We start from the raw sequence: 19,740 nt of genomic DNA, 5'->3' as shown, positions 1-19,740 counted from the left end.
GGTGACGTTCCCGGTAGTCGGCATGGTCGGCGGCGGACAGCTCGCCCGCATGACCCACGAGGCGGGCATCCCCCTCGGCATCAAATTCAAGATCCTCAGTGACACCCCACAGGACTCGGCGGCCCAGGTCGTGAGCGACGTCGTCATCGGCGACTATCGCGATCTGGAGACACTGCGCGCCTTCGCGCGCGGCTGCGACGTGATCACCTTCGATCACGAGCACGTGCCCACCGAGCACCTCCGGGCGCTGGAAGCGGACGGCATCCCCGTCCGCCCGGGGCCCGACGCGCTGGTGCACGCCCAGGACAAGGGGGTGATGCGCGCCAGACTCGACGAGATCGGCGCGCCCAGCCCCCGCCACCGGATCGTGCGCGATCCGGCGGACGCGGCGGCCTTCGCGGACGAGGTGGGCGGCTTCCCCGTCATCCTCAAGACGGTGCGCGGCGGGTACGACGGCAAGGGCGTGTGGTTCGTCCGCACCCCCGAGGACGCGGAGGCCCCGTTCAAGGCGGGCGTCCCGGTCCTCGCGGAGGAGAAGGTCGAGTACGTCCGCGAGCTCGCGGCCAACATCGTCCGCTCCCCGCACGGCCAGGCGGTGGCCTACCCCGTCGTGGAGTCCGTCCAGGTGGACGGGGTCTGCGACACGGTGATCGCCCCCGCCCCGAACCTCTCCGAAGAGCTCGCGGGCGAGGCCCAGGCCCTCGCCCTGCGCATCGCCGGGGAACTCGGCGTGACCGGCCACCTGGCCGTCGAGCTGTTCGAGACCACCGACGGCCGCATCCTCGTCAACGAACTGGCCATGCGCCCGCACAACAGCGGCCACTGGACCCAGGACGGCGCCGTCACCTCCCAGTTCGCCAACCACGTGCGCGCGGTCCTGGACCTCCCGCTGGGCGACCCGCGCCCCCGCGCCCGCTGGACGGTCATGGCGAACGTCCTCGGCGGGGACTTCCCCGACATGTACGCCGCGTACCTGCACTGCATGGCCCACGACCCGCAGCTGAAGATCCACATGTACGGCAAGGACGTGAAGCCCGGACGCAAGGTCGGCCACGTCAACACCTACGGCGACGACCTGGACGACGTGCTGGAGCGCGCCCGCCACGCTGCCGACTACCTCAGAGGAACGGTCACCGAATGAGCACCTCCGCCACCGGGCCCGTCATCGGCATCGTCATGGGCTCCGACTCCGACTGGCCGGTCATGGAGGCCGCAGCCCAGGCCCTGGACGAGTTCGAGATCCCCTACGAGGTCGACGTCGTCTCCGCGCACCGGATGCCGCGCGAGATGATCGGGTACGGCGAGCAGGCCGCCGGCCGCGGCCTGAAGGCGATCATCGCCGGCGCGGGCGGGGCCGCCCACCTGCCGGGCATGCTCGCCTCCGTCACCCCGCTGCCGGTCATCGGCGTGCCGGTACCGCTGAAGTACCTCGACGGCATGGACTCGCTGCTGTCGATCGTCCAGATGCCCGCCGGGGTCCCCGTCGCCACCGTCTCGGTCGCCGGCGCGCGCAACGCCGGGCTGCTCGCCGTACGGATGCTCGCCGCCCACGACTCGGAGCTGCTGGGCCGGATGCGGGAGTTCCAGCAGGAGCTGAACGACCAGGCCACCGACAAGGGCAAGCGGCTGCGGACGAAGGTCGCGGGAGCGGACGCCTTCGGATTCGGCAAGTGAGCGCCGCGCAGCGCCTGGCCGAGGCGCGCGAGCTGCTGGCCGAGCACCCCGTCGTCGACGGCCACAACGACCTGCCCTGGGCGCTGCGCGAGCAGGTGCGCTACGACCTGGCGCGCCGGGACATCGCGGACGACCAGTCCGCCCACCTGCACACCGACATCCCCCGGCTGCGCGCCGGCGGGGTCGGCGCGCAGTTCTGGTCGGTGTACGTGCGCTCCGACTACGCGGGCGACGAGGCGGTCAGCGCCACCCTGGAGCAGATCGACGCCGTCGCCCAGCTGATCGACCGCTACCCCGGCGACCTGGTGCGGGCGCTGACGGCGGACGACATGGAGGCGGCCCGCGCCGACGGCCGGATCGCCTCGCTGATGGGAGCCGAGGGCGGCCACTCCATCAACAACTCGCTCGCCACCCTGCGGGCCCTGCACCGACTGGGCGTGCGGTACATGACGCTCACGCACAACGACACCATCGACTGGGCCGACTCGGCGACCGACGAGCCCCGGCACGGCGGCCTCAGCGACTTCGGCCGCGAGGTCGTCCGCGAGATGAACCGCGTCGGCATGCTGGTCGACCTCTCCCACGTGGCCGCCACGACGATGCGCGACGCGCTGGCCGTCTCGGCCGCCCCGGTGGTCTTCTCGCACTCCTCCGCGCGGGCCGTCTGCGACCACCCGCGCAACATCCCCGACGACGTGCTGGCGCTGCTGCCGGCCAACGGCGGGGTCGCGATGGTCACCTTCGTACCGAAGTTCATCCTCCCGGCCGCCGTCGAGTGGACCCTGGCCGCGGACGCGAACCTGCGCGCGCACGGCTTCCACCACCTGGATACCTCGCCCGCGGCGATGGCCCTGCACCGGGCCTTCGAGGCGGAGCGCCCGCGGCCGGTGGCCACGGCCGCGACGGTCGCGGATCACCTGGACCACATGCGGTCGGTGGCCGGGATCGACCACATCGGCATCGGCGGGGACTACGACGGCACGGCCTTCACCCCGTCCGGACTGGACGACGTGGCGGGCTACCCGAACCTGGTCGCGGAACTGCTGGACCGCGGCTGGTCGAAGGCCGACCTGGCGAAGCTGACCTGGTCCAACGCGGTACGGGTGCTGCGCGACGCGGAATCGGTGGCGCGCCGCCTGGCGGAGACCCGGGGCCCGTCGAACGCGGTGATCCCGGCGACGGCCACGGGCCCGGCTGCCGCGTGAGGCCCGCGCCCGGCGGCGCGTGAGCCGGCGCCCGGCGGCAGCGTGGAGCCCGGCGGCCGTGTGGAGCCCGGCGGCGGCGTGAGCCCGCGCCCGGTGGATGCGGTGACCTGGTGTGCCCGTCGGTTACACCCGAACGCCGCATCCGCCGGGCGACCCGGGCGTCCCACATGTCACGGTGGCACCACCTCTCCCCGCTGCCGCCGAGACCGGAGCGAACGCCATGGCCGACCTGCAGGATGAACCCCACTTCGTGGGCATCGGAGCGGAGCACCTCCCGGCTCCCCCGCTTCCCGCGGTTCCCACGGCAGTGCCCGGAGCCCTCGACCGGGCCGCCGCGCTGCTGTCCGTGCACCCCGTCGCGGACGGGTGCAACACGCTCGTCCGGACGCTGCGCCGGAGCCCGCACCACGACATCGGCACCCCCGACGCCGGCGTGGACACCGACATCCCGCGGCTGCGCGCCGGGGGAGTGGGGGCACAGTTCTGGTCCCTGCTCGCACCACCGGACGGCCGGGACGTCCTGGGCGGCCCGGACGGGGCCGCGGACACCGACCGGATCGTCTCCGACACCCTGGAACAGATCGACGTCGCGCTGACCCTGGTGCGCGGCTACCCCGACAGCCTCCTCCTCGGCCTGACCGCCGACGACATGGCCGACGCCCGCAACCGCGGCCGGATCGCCTCGTTCCTCGGTCCCGTCCCCGGTCGTACGCTCACCGACTCGCTCGGCGCGCTGCGCGCGTTCCACGCGCTGGGCGTGCGCCTGCTCGCGCCCGCCGGGGCGGCCTGGGCGCAGGACGGCCTGACGGCCTTCGGCCACGAGGTGGTCCGCGAGGCCAACCGGCTGGCCGTACTGCTGGACCTCACCGACTGCCCGCCGGAGACCGCCTGCCAGGTCGCCGGGTCCTCGAAGGCGCCGGTGATCATCTCGAACACGGGGGCGGCCGCCCTGAACCCGCACCCGGGCAACGTGACCGACGAGGTCCTGCTCGCGCTGCGGGCGGCGAACGGGCTGGCGATGGTCACCTTCGACCCCGCGCGCACCGGCGACTCCCTGCACGCGGTGGCGGACCACGTGGACCACGTACGGGCCGTGGCGGGCCCGCACGCCGTCGGCCTCGGCGCTGCCTTCGGCAGCGAACCGGGCCGCCCCCGCCCGGCGGGCCTCACGGATCCCGCCGGCTACCCGAAGCTGATCGCCGAGCTGCTGGAGCGGGGCTGGCCGGAGACCGACCTCGCCCTGCTGACCTGGGGCAACGCCCAACGGGTGGTGCGCGACGCGGAGTTCACCTCCCGCGCCGCCCAGCACCGCCGCCCGTCGCCCTAGGCCGCCACGACCCGAAAGGGACAGCCCTCAGCCGGCGCAGAGGCAGACCGGGTGACCGGCCGGGTCGGCGTAGACCCGCCAGCCCCGGCCGTGGTCGCCGGTGTCCAAGGGCACGGCCCCCAGGGCGAGGATGTGCTCCTCCGCCGCGTCGAGGTCCCGCACGGTCAGGTCCAGGTGGAACTGCTGCGAGCCCTCCGGCGCCGGCCACTTCGGCGGGACGTGGCCGGGGGCCAGCTGGAAGGCCAGCGGAGTGCCCCCGTGACCCTCCAGGTCCACCCAGGTGTCGTCCCCGGAGCTGGGCGTGCCGCCCAGCAGGCCGGCGTAGAAGGCGGCGAGGGCGTGCGGGTCGGGACAGTCGAGGACGACGGTGCCGAGCGTGGCGACGGCCATGGTTCTCTCCTTGCGGTTACCGGTAGATGACTTCAAGCGGTAACCGCACCCTACGCGTTACCTCCTGTCGAAGCCAAGAGGTAACGTCGTGTCCATGACTGGACGCGCACCGGCACCCGGCGGGCTCGCCCTGGTGGAACGACTCGTCAACACGCTGAGCGTGGACACGGGAGACGACCGCCTCGCGGCCGAATTCGGCCTGTCCGGCGCCGCCCTCGCGGACGCCGCGGAACTCCGCGAAGCCCTGCGCGACGCCCTGCTGGCGCACGCGGGCCACGCGTTCCCGGCCGGCGCGGCCGAGCGCCTGAACCGGCTGCTCGCCGCTGCCCCGCTGACCGTCCGCGTCGACGCGGACGGCGCCGCGGCCCTGGTCCCCGCGGGGGACCCGACCCTGGCCTCGGGGATCGCCGAAGCCGTCGCCGGGGCGGCCGCGGACGGCACCTGGCCCCGGCTGAAGGCCTGCGCGGCGGACGACTGCCGGTGGGCGTACTACGACCGCAGCCCGGCGGGCCGCGGCCGCTGGTGCAGCATGTCGGTCTGCGGCGCCCGCGCCAAGATGCGCACCTACCGCGCCCGCGGCTGACCGGCCGCGCCGGTGGCGCCGTACGCCGCGGCCGAAGACCGGCTACGCGCGGGGGCGGCCCATCGCGCGGTAGGTCCAGCCGGCGGCGCGCCAGCGCTCGGGGTCCAGGGCGTTGCGGCCGTCCAGGACGAGCGGATCGGTGACGACCGCGGCCAGCTCGGCCGGGTCGAGGTCGCGGAACTCGCGCCACTCGGTCAGGTGCAGGACCACCTCCGCGCCGCGGGCCGCCGCGAGCGCGGAGTCGGCGTACCCGAGGGTGGGGAAGACCCGCCGCGCGTTGTCCATGCCCTTGGGGTCGTAGACGGTGACCTGGCCGCCCTGGAGGTGGATCTGCCCGGCCACGTTCAGCGCGGGGGAGTCGCGGACGTCGTCCGAGTCGGGCTTGAACGTGGCCCCGAGCACGGCGACCCGCTTGCCGAGGAACGAGCCGCCGACCGCGTCGCGCGCCAGCTCCACCATGTGTCCGCGGCGCCGCATGTTGATGGAGTCGACCTCGCGCAGGAAGGTCAGCGCCTGGTCGGCGCCCAGCTCTCCGGCCCGCGCCATGAAGGCACGGATGTCCTTGGGCAGGCAGCCGCCGCCGAAGCCGATGCCCGCCCGGAGGAACTTCTTGCCGATCCGCTCGTCGTGCCCGATGGCCTCCGCCAGCTTCACCACGTCGCCGCCGGCGGCCTCGCAGACCTCCGCCATCGCGTTGATGAAGGAGATCTTGGTCGCGAGGAAGGAGTTGGCGGCCGTCTTGACCAGCTCGGCGGTCGGGAAGTCGGTGATGACCAGCGGGGTCCCCTCCGACATCGGCTTCTCGTACACCTCCCGCAGCAGCTTCTCCGCGCGCTCGCCCTGGACGCCGATCACGATCCGGTCCGGGTGCAGGGTGTCCTGTACGGCGAAGCCCTCGCGCAGGAACTCCGGGTTCCACGCCAGCTCCACGTCCGCGCCCGCCGGAGCCAGCTCGGCGAGCCTGGCCGCGAGGCGCTCCGCCGAACCCACCGGCACCGTGGACTTGCCGACCACCAGCACCGGGCGCGTCAGGTGCGGGGCGAGCGAGGCCATCGCCGCGTCCACGTAGGACATGTCGCAGGCGTACTCGCCGTGCTTCTGCGGAGTGTTCACGCACACGAAGTGGACGTCGCCGAACGCGCCGACCTCCTCCCAGGAGGTGGTGAACCGCAGCCGCCCCGTGGAGCCCGGAAGCCCGGCCACGTGCGCCGCGAGGAGGTCCTCCAGCCCGGGCTCGTACATCGGCACCCGGCCCGCCGCCAGCATGGCGACCTTCTCCGGCACCACGTCCAGCCCCAGCACCTCGAACCCCAGCTCCGCCATCGCCGCGGCGTGCGTGGCGCCGAGGTAACCGGTGCCGATCACAGTGATCCTGAGGGGGGCCATGAGTGCTCCAGAGGTGCGGGGCCGTTTGCGGCCACTGAGCATAGTCGGGCCCGGCAGGGGGGACGTTCCCCAGGACGGGCCCCCGCTGTCACGCACCTCACGTATGCGGCCCGTATCGCCATCCGGACGCCGGACACTAAGCTTCGGTTACTTAACGGTAGTTAGCATCACGCATCACCTTTGGGGAGTGAGAGTCTTGGCGGGTTCTGCCGACTTCGACCTGTACCGCCCGGCCGAGGAGCACGACATGCTCCGTGAGTCGGTCCGCTCGCTCGCCGAGGCGAAGATCCTGCCGTTCGCCGCCGCGGTCGACGAGGAGTCCCGCTTCCCGCAGGAGGCCCTCGACGCCCTGGTCGCCAGCGACCTGCACGCCGTCCACGTGCCCGAGACCTACGGCGGCGCGGGCGCCGACGCCCTCGCCACCGTGATCGTGATCGAGGAGGTGGCCCGCGTCTGCGCGTCCTCCTCCCTGATCCCGGCCGTGAACAAGCTCGGCTCGCTCCCGGTGATCCTGTCCGGTTCCGAGGAGCTCAAGGCCAAGTACCTCGGCCCGCTGGCCAAGGGCGACGCGATGTTCTCGTACGCCCTCTCCGAGCCGGACGCCGGCTCCGACGCCGCCGGCATGAAGACCCGCGCCGTGCGCGACGGGGACTTCTGGGTGCTCAACGGCGTCAAGCGCTGGATCACCAACGCGGGCGTCTCCGAGTACTACACGGTCATGGCCGTGACCGACCCCGAGAAGCGCTCCAAGGGCATCAGCGCCTTCGTCGTGGAGAAGGGCGACGAGGGCGTGTCCTTCGGCGCCCCGGAGAAGAAGCTCGGCATCAAGGGCTCCCCGACGCGCGAGGTCTACCTCGACAACGTCCGCATCCCGGCCGACCGCATGATCGGCGCCGAGGGCACCGGGTTCGCCACCGCGATGAAGACCCTGGACCACACCCGCATCACCATCGCCGCCCAGGCGCTCGGCATCGCCCAGGGCGCCCTGGACTACGCCAAGGGCTACGTCCAGGAGCGCAAGCAGTTCGGCAAGCCGATCGGCGACTTCCAGGGCGTGCAGTTCATGCTCGCGGACATGGCCATGAAGATCGAGGCCGCCCGCCAGCTCACCTACTCGGCGGCGGCCCGCTCGGAGCGCGTCTCCGGAGGCGGACCCCACGAGGACCTGACCTTCTTCGGCGCCGCGGCCAAGTGCTTCGCCTCCGACGTCGCGATGGAGGTCACCACGGACGCCGTCCAGCTCCTCGGCGGCTACGGGTACACCCGCGACTACCCGGTGGAGCGCATGATGCGCGATGCGAAGATCACGCAGATCTACGAGGGAACGAACCAGGTCCAGCGGATCGTGATGGCGCGAAACCTCCCGTAACACCCACACCACACGCATACGGGGCCCCCGGCAGCCGCCGGGGGCCTTCGCATCCGTGTCCGCCGGACCGACGAGCGCCGAGAACGCCGTCCTCCGGCGTTTCCCATTCCCCGGATGGGCTAACTTTGAACCTTCGTACGACCGAATCGGCTGGGGAGAGAACAATGACGGAAGCGATCCTGCTGGTCGGCGGGCAGGGGACGCGTCTGCGCCCCGTGACGGTGAACACCCCGAAGCCGATGGTCCCGGCCGCAGGTGTCCCGTTCCTCGCCCACCAGATAGCCAGGGCTGCTGCCGCCGGTGTCACGCACATCGTGATGGCCACCTGCTACCTCGCCGAGGTCTTCGAGCCGTACTTCGGCGACGGCGCCGCCTTCGGCCTCACCCTCGAATACGTCGTCGAGGACGAGCCCCTGGGCACCGGCGGCGCCATCCGCAACGCCGCGCAGCGCCTGACCGGCGGCCCGGACTCCTCCGTCCTTGTCTTCAACGGCGACATCCTCACCGGCCTCGACATCGCCGGCCTGGTCGCCTCCCACGAGAAGGCCGCGGCCGACGTCTCCCTGCACCTCGTGCAGGTCGAGGACCCGCGCGCCTTCGGCCTGGTCCCCACCGACCCCGACGGCCGGGTGCTGGCCTTCACCGAGAAGCCGCAGACCCCCGAAGAGATCATCACCGACCAGATCAACGCCGGCTGCTACGTGTTCCGCCGCAGCGTGATCGACTCCATCCCGGCCGGCCGCCCGGTCTCCGTCGAGCGCGAGACCTTCCCCGGTCTCCTCGCCGCCGGAGCCAAGCTGCACGGCGTCACCGAGAGCACCTACTGGCTGGACCTCGGCAAGCCCGAGTCCTTTGTCCAGGCTTCCGCCGATCTGGTGCGCGGTGTGGTCTCCTCCCCGGCGGTTCCCGGTCCCCGCAGCGAATTCCTGGTGCTTCCCGGTGCCCAGGTGGCGGACGGAGCGAAGCTTTCTGGAGGTACTGTGGTGGGCGCCGGTGCCCGCATCGAAGCCGGCGCGGTCGTCCAGGGCTCCATCGTGCTGGACGGCGCGATCATCGGTCCGGACGCACAGGTGCGCGCCAGTCTGATCGGAGCTCGTGCCTCGGTGGGATCGCGCACCGTACTGGACAGTGCGGTCATCGGCGACGGCGCGGTGGTCGGGGCCGACAACGAACTCCGCGCAGGGGTGCGGGTGTGGTGCGAGGCTGAACTGCCTCCCGCCACAGTCCGTTTCTCCTCGGACCGGTGATCCCGGGACGTGCGCGTACCGACCGACTTCAGTGAGGCATAGCCCTGTGATAGGTGAGCAGCAGACCCCCCGCGCGACGGACGTCGCGACCACCCAGCTCCCCGGCGCCTGGGCGCTGACCCCGCTCACGGTGGTCATGCCCACCTACAACGAGGCGGGCAACCTGCCGGGCATGGCCGAGCTCATCATGAGCCTGGACCAGCCCGGCCTGCGGCTGCTGATCGTCGACGACTCGTCGCCCGACGGCACGGGCCGGATCGCCGACGAGCTCGCCGAGGGCTACCGCACCGAGGACGGCTCCCCGCGGATGTCCGTACTGCACCGGACCGCGAAGGACGGCCTCGGCCGCGCCTACGCCGCCGGCATGGCCAAGGCCGTCGAGGACGGCGCCCAGTACGTCCTCCAGATGGACGCCGACGGCTCGCACCCGGCCGGGAAGATCGCCGAGATGCTCGGCGTGGCCCTGTCCACCGGAGCCGGCCTCGTCGTCGGCAGCCGCTACGTCCCCGGCGGCACCCTGTCCGACGCCTGGGGCGCGCACCGCAAGCTGCTCTCCCGCTGGGCCAACGCCTACGCGAGCACCATCCTGGGCACCCGCGTGCGTGACATCACGGGCGGCTTCAACCTGTGGAGCGCGGACGCGCTGCGCGCGATCGACCTGGAGTCGGTCGGCAGCGCGGGCTACAGCTTCCAGGTGGAGATGAAGTTCAAGGCCCTGCGCCGCGACTTCCAGGTGATGGAGGTCCCGATCCACTTCGAGGACCGCACCATCGGCGAGTCCAAGATGAACCTCGCGGTCCAGCTGGAGTCCATCGCCATGCCCTGGAAGCTGCGCGCCCGCGCCGGCAAGCGCTGACCCGCCCGTACCAGGACGGAAACCCGCACCACACCGAAGACCCGCACCACACGGAAAGGGGCACCCCCGAGGGGGTGCCCCTTTTCCGCGCCCGCCGCTCACTGTCCGCGGACGGTGACCTTCTCGTCGTTCTGGATCTGCTTCACCAGCTGCTGCACCTTCGCCTTGTCCCAGACGAGGTTGCCGCCGCGCTGGCCGGAGATCGGCATGTTCATCGAGACGCCGTCACCGCCGTTGACGCCCTTCATCGCGAAGAACATCTGGCCCATGTCCCACAGGCCCATGTCCTTGTCCACGATGAGCGTGTCCAGTCCCGCGCCCAGCATCGGGTACAGGGAGAACGGGTTGAGTACCGTGGACGGCGTCGCCGCCTGGGAGGCCAGCGCCGACAGGAACTTCTGCTGGTTCTTGGTCCGTTGCAGGTCCGACTCGGCGAAGGCGTACCGGGTCCGCACGAAGGCCAGCGACTGCTCGCCGTTGAGGGTCTGCTTCCCGGCCTGGAAGTCCGCGCCCGACTTCTCGTCCTTGAAGCCCTTCTCGATGTCGAGCTCCACCCCGCCCAGTGCGTCCACGATGTTCGCGAAGCCGGCGAAGCCGATCTCCGCGTAGTGGTCGATGCGCAGACCGGTGTTGTGCTCCACCGTCCGCACCAGCAGCTCCGGACCGTCCTCCGCGTACGCCGCGTTGAGCTTGACCCGCCGGCCCTGGCCGGCGAACTTCTTGCCCGACTGGGAGCCGACGAAGGACGGGATCTCCACGTCCGAGTCGCGCGGCAGCGAGATCATCGTGTTCCCGCTGGAGCACTTGGCGAGGATCATCATCGAGTCGGTCCGCTTGCCCTCGGCCGAACCGGTGTGGAGCTTCTTCTTCTCCTCCGCGGACATGCCCTCGCGGCTGTCGGAGCCCACGATCAGGTACGTGGTGCAGTCCCCCTCCTTCGGCCGCTCGACGACCTTGGCGAGGTCCACCTCCCGGCGCACCTTGGAGTCGGCCCAGAAGTAGGTGGCGACCGTGGTCACCAGCAGCGCGGAGACCAGCACGATCGAGCCGACCTTGATGCGCCTGCGCCAGTCCGGGGCCGGACCCGGGGCCCGTCCGGGGCGGCCGGGCCCCGAGGGCGGCTGCGCGGGCCCGCCGGGCCCGGCGGGCGCCCCGTAGACCTGCCCCGTGTTGTAGCCGCTGTCGAAGCCGCCGTAGGTGTCGTGGGCGCCCCCCGCCTGCTGCGGGGGCACCCCGGGCGCGGGCGGCGGGGTCCCGGGCCGCCGGGCGGGCGGCGGGACCGCCGGCTGCTGCCGCTGGACGTGCCGCATCCGCTGCGCGCCTTCGGGCTGCGCCTGCGCGCTGCCGCGTCCGTACCCGTCGTCACGGCGGTCGCGCTCGCCGCGCTCGCCGTTCCACCCTGCTGGCCAGTCATTCATGCGCCCTAGGATGCACGCCCGGGCGTGTCGTCCGACAGCCCGGGTGGCGTTCCGTACCGGTGCTGTTGCAGAGCTGATGCCTCCGGTACCCAACTAAGGTGTGCGTATGACAGACATACCGGTCGAGCTGCCGGGGAAGCCGACCTCGGCCTCCCGGACCACCCTCAGCCACATCATGACGGCCAACGACACCAACCTCCTGGGCACCGTGCACGGCGGCGTGATCATGAAGCTGGTGGACGACGCGGCCGGGGCCGTGGCCGGCCGCCATTCCGAGGGCCCCGCGGTCACCGCGTCCATGGACGAGATGGCCTTCCTGGCCCCCGTGCGGGTCGGCGACCTCGTCCACGTGAAGGCCCAGTGCAACTGGACCGGCCGCTCCTCCATGGAGATCGGCGTACGGGTCCTCGCGGAGCGCTGGAACGAGTCCACCCCCGCCACCCAGGTCGGCAGCGCCTACCTCGTCTTCGCGGCCGTGGACGCCGACGGCAAGCCCCGCACGGTCCCGCCCGTGCTCCCCGAGACCGAGCGGGACGAACGGCGCTACCAGGAGGCCCAGATCCGCCGCACCCACCGGCTCGCCCGGCGCCAGGCGATCACGGCCCTGCGCGAGGAGCGGGCCGCCCAGGGGTTCGACGACTGACCCCGTGTCCGCGTGTTTCGGATCACGGATCCGCCGCATGGCCGTGCACCTCTGCGGGCCGCCCTTAAGGTGGCGTCTGACGTCCCGGCGCGCTCGCAGGCGCATGCGACGTCGGATCCCTCAGCCGGACACATCGCGGAGTCGTCCCCCCATGTCAGCTGTCATACCGCCCCTGCCTGTGCACGACGCCGTGCCGGCCCAGCCGGCCCGCCCGGCCGCCGGAACGCCGAAACGGCCCCGGCTGTACGTGCTGGACGGGCTGCGCCTGATCGCGGCGCTCTCCGTGGTCGCCTTCCACTGGGCCGGCGTCAACATCCACCCCGAGGTGTGGGGCAACACCCCGCGGAACCTGATGCCGAGCGTCCACCGGGTCGCCTCGTACGGCTGGATGGGCGTCCAGCTGTTCTTCCTGATCAGCGGTTTCGTGATCTGCATGTCGTGCTGGGGCCGTTCGCCCCGGGACTACTTCACCTCCCGGATCGTGCGGCTCTACCCGGCCTACTGGGTCGGCATCATCATCACGACCCTCGTGGTGAACTTCGCCGCGACCGTCCGCGCCAGCCGCGAGCCGATGAGCGTCAGCGACGTGCTGACCAACCTCACGATGCTGGAGCGCCCCCTCGGCGTGACCGAGGCCGACGGCGTGTACTGGACGCTCTGGATCGAGCTCCGCTTCTACCTGCTGTTCGCGGTCGTGGCCGTCATGGGGCTGACCTACCGTCGGGTGCTGGCCTTCTGCGGCATCTGGACGATCCTCGCGGTGATCACGCCGGGCACCGACAGCAAGCTGATGGACACCGTCTTCATGCCGCAGGACGCCCCGTACTTCATCGCGGGCGTGGCCATGTACCTCATCTACCGGTTCGGTGTGAACCCGATGCTCCTCGGGGTGGTCGGCTTCTCCTGGCTGTACGCGCAGAACCGGCTGCACATCACGGTCGGCGCCTATGAGTACGAGGTCCACCACGGCCTGTCCTGGTGGGTGATGGCGGCCGTCTCGGCGGCGGCCTTCCTGGTGATGCTGGCTGCCGCCATGGGCACCCTCAACTGGATCCGCTGGAAGTGGCTCACGGTGGCCGGCGCGCTCACGTACCCCGTCTACCTGCTCCACCAGGAGCTCGGCTGGGCGATGATCCGCTGGGGCCGCGACCACGGCATCGCCCCCTTCCAGCTCCTGGCCCTGTGCCTGGCCGCCATCCTGCTGCTGTCCTGGCTCGTCCACCGGTTCGCCGAGCGGCCGTTGTCGGCGCTGCTCAAGCGGCTGCTGGACGGGGCGAAGGTCTCGCTGCCCAAGAGCGATCCGCCGGTGCGCCCCAGGTGACGCAAGCCCCCGGAGGCCGCCCGGGATTGGTTGCGGCCCCGGACACTGATCTACCCTGACACGTCGAGCTCGGTCCGGATCCTCATGCGACGGGGCCCACTCGCGCAGCTGCCCCCGATGGATCCGGAAGGTTCGTGCAATGACCATGAGCAGTGCTGCCGTCGCGGCCGGGGCCGGCTCCGACCGCCCCGCCGATGACGACGGGGTGGGGCGCCGCCCCGCTCCGCCCGCGACGGGCCGGGCCCGCTTCGACTGGCTCTGGGCCGCCGTACTGACCTTCGCCGCGGCCGTCGCGGGCAGCGGCACCCCGAACCTGTGGCGCGACGAGCTCGCCAGCTGGAACGCGGCCGTCCGCAGCACCGGCGACCTGGTCGAGATGCTCGGCAACGTCGACGCCGTCTCCGGGCTCTACTACCTGCTGCTGCACGGCTGGATATCCGTCTTCGGCGACTCCCAGACGATGCTCCGGATGCCGTCGGCACTCGCCATGGCCGGCGCCGCGGCCTTCGTCGTGCTCACCGCCCGCACGCTCTTCGACCGCCGCACCGCGGTCTTCGCGGGCCTGCTCTTCGCCCTGCTGCCCTCCGTCACCCGCTACGGCCAGGAGGCCCGTTCCTACGCCTTCGTGGTGTTCGCGGTCACCGCCGCCACCTGGCTGCTGCTGCGGGCGCTCAAGCGCCCGTCCCCGGCGCGCTGGGCCCCGTACGCCGTCGCCGTCGCGGCGGCCGGGCTGTTCCACATCGTCTCGCTGCTGTTCCTGCTGCCGCACGCCCTGATCGTGCTGATGCGATGGCGGCAGGACCGGCGGGGGCGCACGCTCGTCGGCTACGCGCTGACGGTCGCCGTAGCCCTGGTTCCGGTCGTCCCGCTGGTGCTGCTGGGCCAGCGCCAGGTGGGCCGGCAGATCAGCTGGATCAAGACCCCGCACCTGCGCAGCATCGCGGAGGTCTGGGACGCCCTCTTCGGCTCCCCGCTCATCGCGCTGGCCATCGCCGCGTTCGCGCTGCTCCCGCTCGCGTGGCGCCGGGGCCGACGGCCCGCGGTGGAGCTCGCACTGGTCGGAGCCGCCCCGATCGCGGCCGCCTGGGTCGTCTCCCAGGGCAGCACCTCGTACTTCATGGACCGCTACCTCCTCTTCACGATGCCCGCCTGGGTGGTGCTCGCCGCCGCCGGCCTGGCCGCGCTCCGGCCCCGGCCGGTGGGGGTGGCCGGCCTCGCCGCGGTGATCCTGCTCGGCCTCCCCGACCAGCGTCAGATCCGTACCGAGACGGTCAAGAGCGGCCGGGAGGGCGAGGAGGCGGCGGCCGTCATCGCCAAGGGCTACCGGCCCGGCGACGGCTTCGTGCCGGTCCGCGGGGCCGACACCGTCTACATGACCGACTTCCAGGTGGAGTACTCCCTGCCGGAGGGGGTCGTGCTCCGCGACGTGTTCGCCCAGCGCACGGCCGTGGCGAGCGACGACCTGTTCCCGGTGGAGTGCGAGCAGCCCGAGCAGTGCCTGGGCACCACCCGGCGGGTGTGGGTGGTCACCTGGAGCGGTACGGCGAACCCGTACCACAAGCTGCCCGACGCCCAGGCCCGGGCGCTGGAGAAGCATTACAAGGTGGTCCAGAAGACGAAGGTCCGCAGCCTCCAGGTCACCCTGGTGGAACGGGTCCGCTAGGCCGCTCCGGCCGCCGGACCGCCACCGCCGCCGCCACCGTCACCGCCGCCGTCCGGGACCGCCCGGGCGGCGGCGCGCTCATGTCCCGCAGACCACCTGGTCGCCGGTGACCGCCCCGGTCGCCCCGCCCTGGTACGGGTCCTCCGCGCGCACCGGGACCACCTTGCGGTAGTCCGCGCCCGCGAGCACCACCACCGTCCGCCCCTGCCCCGGCACCGCCCGCAGCTCGCTGCCGGGCAGGGCCGTGGACACCGTACGGGCGGAGCGGTCCCAGCGCGGGTCGTACGTGATCACCGTGCGCTTGACCTCGCGGCTGGCGCCGTTTCCCGGGGCCCGCGTGGTGTCGAAGCCGGTGGCGCGCAGGGCCGCGTCCACCCGGCCGCCCAAGCCGTCGATCCGCGTCCCGTTCTCCACCTGGACCCGGACCTGCTGCGGGGGGACGTCCACGGGCACGGACGCGGGCCGGCCCCGGTCCGGACCGGGGCGGACGGGGGCCAGCGGCCGGTCCTCCCGTACCGCGGCGAACAGCTTGGCCGCCTTCGCCTCGTCCCACTTCACGGTGGAGCCGATGCCCTTGACCCGGTGCGAGGGGCTGCCGATCGGCACCGAGGCGAACTCCGACGAGGACGGGGTGAAGTCCCGCATGGCCTGGCCGAGCGCGAGCATCTGCTCCGAACCGAAGCCGGTGTCGGCCCGGACCGAGCCGAGCAGGGTGGAGCTGACCTGCTTGAACTTGACGGGGTTCAGCAGCACGCCGCCGCCGGTCGCCTGCTTGATCAGGGCGGCGATGAACCGCTGCTGGCGCTGCATCCGGCCGAGGTCGGACGCCCCGTCGATGTGGCGCGAGCGCACGTACTGCAGGGCCTGGCCGCCGGTGAGCCGGTGCGTGCCGGGCAGCAGGTCCAAGCCGGTGGCGGTGTCGCGCATGGTCTTGGCGGTGCAGATCTCCACGCCGCCCATCGCGTCGACCGTCCTCATGAAGCTGGTGAAGTCGACCTCCAGGTAGTGGTCGATCTTCACCCGGGTCATGTTCTCCACGGTCCGCACGGTCAGGTTGGGCCCGCCCTCCGCGTACGCCGCGTTCAGCTTCACCGGGTGCGGTTTGTGGGCCTTGCCCGTGACCAGGTCCTGGTGCGCGGGCACTTCGGCGTAGCTGTCGCGGGGCAGGCTGATCACGCTGGCCCGCTCCCGGTCCGCCGACAGGTGCACCAGCATGATCGTGTCGGTGCAGTGGCAGGGCGCGCCGCCGAGGCGGTACTCGCGCTTCTCCTCCGGGGTGATCTTCTCGCGGCCGTCGGTGCCGACCAGCAGGAAGTTCATGCCGTGCCCCGCTTCGGGGCGGTTCTTCATGTCCTTGAACGGGTCCACCCGCTCGATCCCGGTGTCCAGCCCGGTCATCACGGCGTGCCCGACGGCTCCGGAGCCCAGCACCACCACCGACAGGCCGGCCGCGAGCCGCACCCCCCACCGGGGCCGGTCACCGCGGTGCCGGGCCGGGCCGCCGCCGGCTCCGCGCCGCGCGCGGCGCGGCTCGGGCGGCCTGGCGGGACGGGTGGGACGGTGCGGCTGGGGCACGGGGGACACCTCCGCGGGGACAGCAGGGGACGGTCGGCAGTTCCGTCTGATGCGGCAGAACAATAGGCCCATACGATCAGCCTCTGTCCGTACCGCTCGCTCGGCGCGCACCCGGTTCCCCCGTACGCGGTAACGTGACACCGATACCCGACCTTGAAGGACGACATGCCCGCCCAGCAGCCCGCAGTCTCGGTGATCATGCCGGTGCTCGACGAGGAGCACTACCTCCGCGAGTCCGTCCGCCACATCCTGGAACAGGAGTACGCGGGCGAGATGGAGGTGGTGATCGCCCTCGGGCCGTCCACGGACCGCACCGACGAGATCGCCGCCGCACTCGTCGCGGAGGACCCCCGCGTCCGCACCGTCCCGAACCCCACCGGCCGGACCCCGGCGGCCCTCAACGCCGCCATCAAAGCCTCGCGCCATCCCATCGTGGTGCGCGTCGACGGCCACGGCATGCTCTCGCCGAACTACATCGCCACCGCCGTCCGCCTCCTCGAAGAGACGGGCGCGCAGAACGTCGGCGGCATCATGCACGCCGAGGGCCAGAACGCCTGGGAGCAGGCGGTCGCCGCGGCGATGACCTCCCGGATCGGCGTCGGCAACGCGCCCTTCCACACCGGCGGCCTGGCCGGACCCGCCGAGACCGTCTACCTCGGCGTCTTCCGCCGCGAGGCGCTGGAGCAGCAGGGCGGCTACAACGAGGAGTTCATCCGCGCCCAGGACTGGGAGCTGAACTTCCGCATCCGCGGGGCCGGCGGCCTGATCTGGTTCTCGCCGGAGCTGAAGGTCCAGTACCGCCCGCGGCGTTCCGTACGGGCCCTGGCCAAGCAGTACAAGGACTACGGGCGCTGGCGCCACGTGGTGGCCCGTTACCACGCGGGCTCCATCAACCCTCGCTACCTCGCCCCGCCGACCCTCGTCTGCGGTCTCGCGGCGAGCGTGGTCGTCGGCGCGGCCGTCACCCCCTGGGCCTTCGCCGTCCCGGCCGGCTACCTGGCGGGCATCGTCGCCGGCGCGGTCCCGGCGGGCCGCGGCCTCCCGCTGAAGGCGCGGGCGCAGATCCCGGTGGCCCTCGCCACCATGCACCTGTGCTGGGGCTTCGGCTTCCTGACGAGCCCTCGCGCGCTGGCGAAGCGGGTGATCGCGAGCCGCCGCCCGGCGGTGCAGCGCGACGCCTCGCAGGTCTGACCCGTACCCGGACCGGCACGACGAAGGGGCCCGGCGACTGTGACCACACAGCCGCCGGGCCCCTTCGTCGCGTACGCGGCTACCAGGTGAAGCCGGGCTGGACCGGCATGCAGGCCTGGTCGTCGTCGCCGTTGAGCGGGCGGGCGGAGTCCGGGGCCTTGGTCGGGGCGGGCGGCGGCGCGGTCGGCGCGTCGCCGGTCCGCCAGTCCTTGCCGACGAACAGCACGATCCCGGACACCTCGTCGGACTTCTGCACCGAGGACGCCGGCAACCCGAGTGCGGTCGCCAGGGCGTTGGCACTGCCCGCCTGCTCCGCGGAGTTGAAGCGGACCACCGTCACGTCCTCGGCGCCGGTGCGGTTCTCCGCGGTGGCCTTGGTGTACCCCTTGGCGGCCAGCAGGGCGGTGACGTCACGTGCCCGGTTGCGGGCGGGGGCCTGGGAGCCGTCCTTGCCGCCGGTGGCGTTGCGGACGCCGACCGCGGTCCTCGCGGGCGGCTCGGGCGCGGCCGCCGGCGGGGCCGAGGGGGTGGCCGGGGCGCCGGTGGCGGCCGACGGGGAGGCGGTGGGGTCCGCGGGGGTACCGGAGCCCTTGCCGTCGAGCGCGATGTCCTCGCGGACCATCCGGAACAGGTCCTCGGCCTCGCCCGACTTGGGCTCGACCCGTCCGTTCATGCCGGGCCGGTTGCTGTAGACCCACGGCATGGTGGTCATGGTGATCCGTCCCGGCGGGACCTTCTTCAGCTCCATGCTGAGGTCGTACAGCTTGTCTATCTTGTTCAGGCCGGTGTCCACGACCATGGCGTCGATGGCGGCCTGCGCCAGGCTGTTGAGCTTCACCGGGTTGGTGAGCTTGGCGTTCTTGCGGAACTCGCGGGCCATCGAGTTCATGTACTGGTGCTGGGCGTGGGTGCGGCCGATGTCGGTGCCGTCCTCGAAGCCGTAGCGGGTGCGCAGCCACTGGAGGGCCTGCTCTCCCTGGATGACGCTCACGCCCTTCGGCAGCTTCAGGCCGGAGCCCTCGCCCGCGCTGTTGCGGGAGTAGACGTTCTGCTCGACGCAGACCGGGACGCCGCCGATGGCGTCCGCCATGGAGACCACGCCCTTGAAGTCGATCATCATGAAGTGATCGATGGGGATCTTCGTCAGTTCCGTCCAGGTGGCCACCGTGCAGCCCGGTCCGCCGCGGCCGAGGGACTCGTTGGTCTGGACGAGTCCCTTGCTGGCCTCGTGCACCTTGCCGTCCGGCTCGGTGCACTTGGGCATCATCAGGATGGTGTCGCGCGGCATCGACACCACGGACATGTTGCTGCGGTCCGCGGACAGGTGCAGCAGCATCTGCACGTCCGCGAGGGGCGGGCCGTCGAAGGTGTCGGTGGCGCCGCCGAGGGCCTGGTTGGCCGCGTCGTTGCGCGCGTCGGAGCCGATGAGCAGGATGTTCAGCGGGGTCTGGCCGAAGGCGTTGGGCTTGGAGCCGCCCAGTTTGTTCTCGCCGAGGTTGAGCGCGTCGGTCTGGATGCTGCCGTTCAGGTGGCGGTAGTAGAGGTACCCGGCCGCCGCCGTCCCGAGTATCAGCAGGGACAGGACGGAGGCCGTCCAGCGCAGCACGCGCCGCCGTCCCCGCCGTCCGGTGGCCGCACGCCTGCCGCCCGTCGCCCGTTTGCCACCGGCCGGCCGCCGGGCGGCCCGGGAGCCGCCTCGCGGTGCGGGCACCGCGCCGGTGGCGCCCGTATCGTCGCCGGACGTACCGTCGGCCGCGCCGTCGGTTATGCCGCCGGCTGCGTCACCGGCGGTCTGAGCGGTCGCCCCCTCCCCCCGCACGCTGCTGTGCCTCACGCGTCCCCCCATCAAGATCCCTTCGTGCTTCGTGTGGTGCCGGTCCTACCGGCCGTGG

At 72.2% G+C, this 19,740-nt stretch carries 17 protein-coding genes; 12 read left to right on the top strand and 5 right to left on the bottom strand.

Annotation, left to right across the window (positions count from 1 at the left end):
- The first annotated feature begins 1 nt into the window (after nucleotide 1).
- The 4 genes from ACFWW8_RS33070 (at nucleotide 2) to ACFWW8_RS33055 (ending at nucleotide 4,206) form a co-directional block, all read left to right on the top strand.
- Complete coding sequence (locus tag ACFWW8_RS33070) at nucleotides 2–1,141, top strand: 5-(carboxyamino)imidazole ribonucleotide synthase (RefSeq protein ID WP_386535062.1); 1,140 nt, start codon at nucleotides 2–4, stop codon at nucleotides 1,139–1,141.
- A complete protein-coding gene (purE, locus tag ACFWW8_RS33065; protein WP_386535059.1) occupies nucleotides 1,138–1,674 on the top strand; it encodes a 5-(carboxyamino)imidazole ribonucleotide mutase in 537 nt (178 codons plus the stop codon). The genes ACFWW8_RS33070 and purE overlap by 4 nt, the downstream gene beginning before the upstream one ends.
- Nucleotides 1,671–2,879: a dipeptidase gene (locus ACFWW8_RS33060; protein WP_386535058.1), complete on the top strand. Its 1,209-nt coding sequence runs from the start codon at nucleotides 1,671–1,673 to the stop codon at nucleotides 2,877–2,879. The genes purE and ACFWW8_RS33060 overlap by 4 nt, the downstream gene beginning before the upstream one ends.
- A gap of 220 nt (nucleotides 2,880–3,099) precedes the next feature.
- Nucleotides 3,100–4,206: a membrane dipeptidase gene (locus tag ACFWW8_RS33055; RefSeq protein WP_386535056.1), complete on the top strand. Its 1,107-nt coding sequence runs from the start codon at nucleotides 3,100–3,102 to the stop codon at nucleotides 4,204–4,206.
- Between the two features lie 27 nt (nucleotides 4,207–4,233).
- Here the strand turns inward: ACFWW8_RS33055 and ACFWW8_RS33050 are convergent, their stop codons facing one another.
- A complete protein-coding gene (locus tag ACFWW8_RS33050) occupies nucleotides 4,234–4,596 on the bottom strand; it encodes a VOC family protein (protein WP_386535053.1) in 363 nt (120 codons plus the stop codon).
- Nucleotides 4,597–4,690: 94 nt separating this feature from the next.
- Between ACFWW8_RS33050 and ACFWW8_RS33045 the strand changes: the two genes are divergently transcribed.
- On the top strand, nucleotides 4,691–5,179 hold the full coding sequence (locus tag ACFWW8_RS33045) for a CGNR zinc finger domain-containing protein (protein WP_386535050.1): 489 nt from the start codon (nucleotides 4,691–4,693) through the stop codon (nucleotides 5,177–5,179).
- A 42-nt stretch (nucleotides 5,180–5,221) separates the two neighbouring features.
- Here ACFWW8_RS33045 and ACFWW8_RS33040 read toward each other — a convergent pair whose 3' ends face one another.
- On the bottom strand, nucleotides 5,222–6,565 hold the full coding sequence (locus ACFWW8_RS33040; RefSeq protein WP_386535047.1) for a UDP-glucose dehydrogenase family protein: 1,344 nt from the start codon (nucleotides 6,563–6,565) through the stop codon (nucleotides 5,222–5,224).
- 196 nt (nucleotides 6,566–6,761) lie between these two features.
- Between ACFWW8_RS33040 and ACFWW8_RS33035 the strand changes: the two genes are divergently transcribed.
- From ACFWW8_RS33035 to ACFWW8_RS33025, 3 genes are all read left to right on the top strand, one after another.
- Nucleotides 6,762–7,934, top strand: coding sequence for an acyl-CoA dehydrogenase family protein (locus tag ACFWW8_RS33035; RefSeq protein WP_031147482.1), 1,173 nt, complete (start codon nucleotides 6,762–6,764; stop codon nucleotides 7,932–7,934).
- A 164-nt stretch (nucleotides 7,935–8,098) separates the two neighbouring features.
- On the top strand, nucleotides 8,099–9,181 hold the full coding sequence (locus tag ACFWW8_RS33030; RefSeq protein WP_386535044.1) for a sugar phosphate nucleotidyltransferase: 1,083 nt from the start codon (nucleotides 8,099–8,101) through the stop codon (nucleotides 9,179–9,181).
- Between the two features lie 46 nt (nucleotides 9,182–9,227).
- Entirely contained in the window at nucleotides 9,228–10,037 is an 810-nt protein-coding gene (locus tag ACFWW8_RS33025; RefSeq protein WP_386535041.1) for a polyprenol monophosphomannose synthase, read from the top strand.
- Nucleotides 10,038–10,135: 98 nt separating this feature from the next.
- Here the strand turns inward: ACFWW8_RS33025 and ACFWW8_RS33020 are convergent, their stop codons facing one another.
- Nucleotides 10,136–11,455, bottom strand: coding sequence for an LCP family protein (locus tag ACFWW8_RS33020; RefSeq protein WP_386535039.1), 1,320 nt, complete (start codon nucleotides 11,453–11,455; stop codon nucleotides 10,136–10,138).
- A 106-nt stretch (nucleotides 11,456–11,561) separates the two neighbouring features.
- On the opposite strand from ACFWW8_RS33020, the gene ACFWW8_RS33015 reads away from it, so the two are divergent.
- From ACFWW8_RS33015 to ACFWW8_RS33005, 3 genes are all read left to right on the top strand, one after another.
- The gene (locus ACFWW8_RS33015) at nucleotides 11,562–12,098 is read left to right on the top strand and encodes an acyl-CoA thioesterase (RefSeq protein WP_386535037.1); all 537 of its coding nucleotides are present in this window, start codon (nucleotides 11,562–11,564) and stop codon (nucleotides 12,096–12,098) included.
- A gap of 151 nt (nucleotides 12,099–12,249) precedes the next feature.
- Nucleotides 12,250–13,419, top strand: coding sequence for an acyltransferase family protein (locus ACFWW8_RS33010; protein WP_386535034.1), 1,170 nt, complete (start codon nucleotides 12,250–12,252; stop codon nucleotides 13,417–13,419).
- Between the two features lie 139 nt (nucleotides 13,420–13,558).
- Entirely contained in the window at nucleotides 13,559–15,082 is a 1,524-nt protein-coding gene (locus tag ACFWW8_RS33005; protein ID WP_386535031.1) for a glycosyltransferase family 39 protein, read from the top strand.
- Nucleotides 15,083–15,160: 78 nt separating this feature from the next.
- On the opposite strand, the gene ACFWW8_RS33000 is transcribed toward ACFWW8_RS33005, so the two are convergent.
- Nucleotides 15,161–16,543 carry an LCP family protein gene (locus ACFWW8_RS33000; RefSeq protein ID WP_386535089.1) on the bottom strand — a complete coding sequence of 461 codons (1,383 nt, stop codon included), beginning with the start codon at nucleotides 16,541–16,543 and terminating at the stop codon, nucleotides 15,161–15,163.
- 279 nt (nucleotides 16,544–16,822) lie between these two features.
- Here ACFWW8_RS33000 and ACFWW8_RS32995 point away from each other — a divergent pair, with 279 nt between their 5' ends.
- Nucleotides 16,823–17,848 carry a glycosyltransferase family 2 protein gene (locus ACFWW8_RS32995; protein WP_386535029.1) on the top strand — a complete coding sequence of 342 codons (1,026 nt, stop codon included), beginning with the start codon at nucleotides 16,823–16,825 and terminating at the stop codon, nucleotides 17,846–17,848.
- Between the two features lie 79 nt (nucleotides 17,849–17,927).
- Here ACFWW8_RS32995 and ACFWW8_RS32990 read toward each other — a convergent pair whose 3' ends face one another.
- A complete protein-coding gene (locus ACFWW8_RS32990) occupies nucleotides 17,928–19,694 on the bottom strand; it encodes an LCP family protein (RefSeq protein ID WP_386535026.1) in 1,767 nt (588 codons plus the stop codon).
- Nucleotides 19,695–19,740: the final 46 nt, after the last annotated feature.

Origin of the sequence: Streptomyces sp. NPDC058701, assembly GCF_042715295.1 — a bacterium.
Taxonomy (GTDB): Bacteria; Actinomycetota; Actinomycetes; order Streptomycetales; family Streptomycetaceae; genus Streptomyces.
Note: the sequence above shows the minus strand (reverse complement) of the source record. Positions and strands in the feature narration are given on the sequence as shown.

Bases quoted from the DNA above. Each gene is read 5' to 3' on its own strand.
- ACFWW8_RS33045 (WP_386535050.1), top strand. From the start codon at position 4,691: ATGACTGGACGCGCACCGGCACCCGGCGGGCTCGCCCTGGTGGAACGA.
- ACFWW8_RS33055 (WP_386535056.1), top strand. From the start codon at position 3,100: ATGGCCGACCTGCAGGATGAACCCCACTTCGTGGGCATCGGAGCGGAG.
- ACFWW8_RS33050 (WP_386535053.1), bottom strand. From the start codon at position 4,596: ATGGCCGTCGCCACGCTCGGCACCGTCGTCCTCGACTGTCCCGACCCG.
- ACFWW8_RS32990 (WP_386535026.1), bottom strand. From the start codon at position 19,694: ATGGGGGGACGCGTGAGGCACAGCAGCGTGCGGGGGGAGGGGGCGACC.
- ACFWW8_RS32995 (WP_386535029.1), top strand. From the start codon at position 16,823: ATGCCCGCCCAGCAGCCCGCAGTCTCGGTGATCATGCCGGTGCTCGAC.
- ACFWW8_RS33040 (WP_386535047.1), bottom strand. From the start codon at position 6,565: ATGGCCCCCCTCAGGATCACTGTGATCGGCACCGGTTACCTCGGCGCC.
- ACFWW8_RS33015 (WP_386535037.1), top strand. From the start codon at position 11,562: ATGACAGACATACCGGTCGAGCTGCCGGGGAAGCCGACCTCGGCCTCC.
- ACFWW8_RS33005 (WP_386535031.1), top strand. From the start codon at position 13,559: ATGACCATGAGCAGTGCTGCCGTCGCGGCCGGGGCCGGCTCCGACCGC.
- purE (WP_386535059.1), top strand. From the start codon at position 1,138: ATGAGCACCTCCGCCACCGGGCCCGTCATCGGCATCGTCATGGGCTCC.
- ACFWW8_RS33010 (WP_386535034.1), top strand. From the start codon at position 12,250: ATGTCAGCTGTCATACCGCCCCTGCCTGTGCACGACGCCGTGCCGGCC.
- ACFWW8_RS33030 (WP_386535044.1), top strand. From the start codon at position 8,099: ATGACGGAAGCGATCCTGCTGGTCGGCGGGCAGGGGACGCGTCTGCGC.
- ACFWW8_RS33020 (WP_386535039.1), bottom strand. From the start codon at position 11,455: ATGAATGACTGGCCAGCAGGGTGGAACGGCGAGCGCGGCGAGCGCGAC.